Annotated in this window: 1 protein-coding gene; it reads right to left on the reverse strand. The window is 38.8% G+C overall.

All coding sequences use genetic code 11. The features are described 5' to 3' along the window. On the reverse strand, window positions 1–255 hold a 255-nt coding region (locus tag ACQ3F0_RS26965; protein WP_487250453.1), incomplete at both ends, for a phosphoketolase family protein.

The following is a 255-nucleotide window of genomic DNA, read 5'->3' on the forward strand; positions in this document are numbered from 1 at the left end:
GACCTTCTTGAGTTTCTCCATCACCTACGATACAGTAAACATAATTATCCTTTCCGTCTAACTTATGCCCTAATGCAATACCTGCAGCAACGGATAATCCTTGACCTAAAGAACCTGTTGTTACATCGATACCTGGTGTTTTTGTTCTGTCACAGTGACTTGGTAGATTTGTATGAGGTTGGTTTAATGTTTTTAACCAATCCATTGGGAAAAATCCCTTTAATGCTAGTGTAGAATAAATAGCAGGCCCTGCAT

This window comes from Clostridium sediminicola, assembly GCF_050402865.1.
Taxonomy (GTDB): Bacteria; Bacillota; Clostridia; order Clostridiales; family Clostridiaceae; genus Clostridium_AF; species Clostridium_AF sediminicola.